Source organism: Streptomyces prasinopilosus (genome assembly GCF_001419695.1).
Lineage (GTDB): Bacteria > Actinomycetota > Actinomycetes > Streptomycetales > Streptomycetaceae > Streptomyces > Streptomyces prasinopilosus.
Map to the genome: position 1 here is coordinate 1 of NZ_LIRG01000519.1, position 2,931 is coordinate 2,931.

A 2,931-nucleotide genomic window follows, 5' to 3' on the forward strand; every position below is an offset into this window, starting at 1 on the left:
GGGGCCGCCGCGCCGCGCGGGGCGATGTCGCGTGGCCCCTTGCGCGGGGGAAAACGCAATCCTACGGTGTTGCATAGGAATCGCAGGCAAGGGAGCAGCGAAGATGAGCGATGGGGGCACCGCCCGCGCGGGCGCGTCCGGGCGCGCGGGAGCGCGCAAGGCCGCCGGGGAACTCGGCCACCTCTCCGGTTTCGGCAACGAGCACAGCTCCGAGGCGGTGCCGGGGGCCCTGCCCGAGGGACGCAACTCGCCGCAGCGCGCGCCGCTCGGGCTGTACGCGGAGCAGCTGAGCGGTACGGCGTTCACCGAGCCCCGGGCCCACAACCGCCGTTCGTGGCTCTACCGGATCCGTCCGTCGGCCGCGCACCCGGCGTTCACCCGCACGGGCAACGGGGCGATCCGCAGCGCGCCCTTCCACCAGACGGTGCCCGACCCCAACCGCCTGCGGTGGGGTCCGCTGCCCGCGCCGGCCGAGGGCACGGACTTCCTGGCCGGCCTGTGGACGCTGGGCGGCAACGGCGACGTCACCCAGCGCTCCGGCATGGCGGTGCACCTGTACCACGCCAACGCGTCGATGGACCGGGTGTTCAGTGACGCCGACGGCGAACTGCTGATCGTCCCGGAGGAGGGCGGACTGGTCCTGCGGACCGAGTTCGGGCTGCTGCATGTGGAGCCGGGACACATCGCGCTGATCCCCCGTGGGGTGCGCTTCCGTGTGGAGCTCCTGGACGACACGGCCCGCGGCTATGTGTGCGAGAACTACGGGGCCGCCTTCCGGCTTCCCGAACTCGGCCCCATCGGCGCCAACGGTCTGGCGAACGCACGGGACTTCCGGGCGCCCGTCGCCGCGTACGAGGACGTCGAGGGGCCGGTGGAGGTGGTGAACAAGTTCTGCGGCAACCTCTGGTCGGCCACCTACGGCCACTCCCCGCTGGACGTCGTCGCCTGGCACGGCAACCTCGTGCCGTACGCCTACGACCTGCGCCGCTTCAACGTGATGGGCACCATCTCGTACGACCACCCGGACCCGTCGGTCTTCACCGTGCTGACGGCGCCGAGCGACACGCCGGGGCTGGCGGGGGTGGACTTCGTGGTGTTCGCGCCGCGCTGGCTGGTGGGCGAGGACACCTTCCGGCCGCCGTACTTCCACCGGAACGTGATGAGCGAGTACATGGGTCTGATCGAGGGCGCCTACGACGCGAAGGCGGAGGGGTTCGTGCCGGGCGGCGGTTCGCTGCACAACATGATGTCGGCGCACGGACCGGACCGGGAGACGTTCGAGAGGGCGAGCGCCGCCGAACTGCGCCCGCAGAAGGTCGACGACGGTCTCGCGTTCATGTTCGAGACCCGCTGGCCGGTGTCCCTGACGCCGCAGGCGGCACGCGCGGAGCACCTGCAGCCGCGCTACGACGACGTGTGGCAGGGGCTCGAGCGCCACTTCCGCCCGATGTAGCGCGGGCGGACCCGGGTGTTCCGGGCGCCTCGGGGGGAACGGGCTCTCCGGGGGCTCCGGTTCGCCTCCGGATACCCCGGCCGCCGTCCACGCATCCCCCGCGCCGCACCCCCGCACCTCGACATTGCACTGAACGTCCCCGACCGGTACGGATAGCCCGTGACCTCCTTCGCTCCGGATTCGATCGTCCTGAACCGCAAGTTGCCGCTCTGGTACCAGGTGTCGCAGTCACTGCGTGCCTCGATCCTCGGCCGCTCGCCCCGGGACCCGTTGCGCCTGCCCACCGAGGAACAGCTGGCGGGGCACTACGGAGTGAGTGTGCTGACCATGCGGCAGGCGCTGAAGGAGCTGGAGGACGAAGGGCTGATCACCCGGCACCGCCGGCGCGGCACGTTCATCGAGCCGGGCGCCCTCCGGGGCGCCCCGGTGCGGCTGCTGGGGTCGGTGGACGCGATCGTGGCCCAGCAGTCCGGCATGACGACCGAGCTGCTGGAGCACGGCACCGCGCCGGTGCCGGCCGAACTCGCCGAGTACTTCCCCGGGCTGACGGAGACGGCGGCCTACCACCGGCTGCGCAGCGACGGGAAGACCGGTGAGCCGACCAACCACGCCCGCAACTACGTCCGTCCGGAACTCGCCGACCGGATCGACCTGGAGGACCTGCGGCGCTGGCCGATGACCAAGGTGCTGCGGGACGTCGTCGGAGCGGACATCGCCCGCATCACGGACACCGTGGAGGCGCGGCTCGCGGACCCGGAGACGGCCCGGCTGCTGCGGGTCCCGCTGCTCAGCCCGATCCTGCACTACACCGGCATCACCTACGACACCGACGGCGAGCCCCTGGACGTGGCCGTGATCCACTACCGGGGCGACCGCTTCTCCTTCACCGTGACCCTGGAAGCCACCTGACCCCGCCCGCCCGCCAGGTCGTACGATGCCCAGCGTGACGCACGACGACGCTCCGCTGCTGGCGGACCTCATGCCGTGGTCCGTCGCACCGCCGCGGCTCGGCCGGGGATGGCCGGCGGCACCCGACCCGGCGGCCCTGAGGGCCCGTTGGGACGCCCTGATGAAGGCCGCGGGACCGGACAGGGAGGCCCTGCTGCAGCCGACCCGCTCCCGGACCGGGCTCACGGCGGTCGGGCAGCTTCCGGGCGGGCCGGGCGGCACGGAGCGGCTGGCGCGCGCCTCGGGTCCGTGCCCGGAGCCGGTCCGCGTGCTGCGCTCCCCCTTCGACGAGCAGTGGCTGATTCCCGACCAGCGGCTGATCGACGCGGCCCGCCCCGAGCTGTGGCGGGTGGCGGACGAGCGGCAGGTCTTCCTCGTCGAGACCGGGGCCGAGCACCGGCAGCAGGGAGGTGGCGAGGAGCCGGGGACCGGCGGCGTCACCGGCCTCCCCGGTGCCGGCGCCGCCGTCCCGGGTGCGCCCGCCCCGCGTGCGCGTCCCGCGCCCCGGGACGGCCCCGGTCTCGACGAGG

General features: G+C 73.3%; 3 protein-coding genes. All 3 read left to right on the forward strand.

Going from position 1 to position 2,931, the window contains the following annotated elements; translation table 11 throughout:
• Positions 1-103 precede the first annotated feature (103 nt).
• Positions 104-1,453 carry a homogentisate 1,2-dioxygenase gene (gene hmgA / locus AOK18_RS20905; RefSeq protein WP_055574086.1) on the forward strand — a complete coding sequence of 450 codons (1,350 nt, stop codon included), beginning with the start codon at positions 104-106 and terminating at the stop codon, positions 1,451-1,453.
• A 159-nt stretch (positions 1,454-1,612) separates the two neighbouring features.
• Positions 1,613-2,362, forward strand: a complete 750-nt coding sequence (locus AOK18_RS20910; protein ID WP_055574087.1) for a GntR family transcriptional regulator — start codon at positions 1,613-1,615, stop codon at positions 2,360-2,362.
• Between the two features lie 25 nt (positions 2,363-2,387).
• The coding region (locus AOK18_RS20915) for a type ISP restriction/modification enzyme (RefSeq protein ID WP_338119130.1) at positions 2,388-2,931 on the forward strand (544 nt) is incomplete at its 3' end.

Coding starts and splice junctions, on each gene's coding strand:
- hmgA (WP_055574086.1), top strand. CDS start 104: ATGAGCGATGGGGGCACCGCCCGCGCGGGCGCGTCCGGGCGCGCGGGA.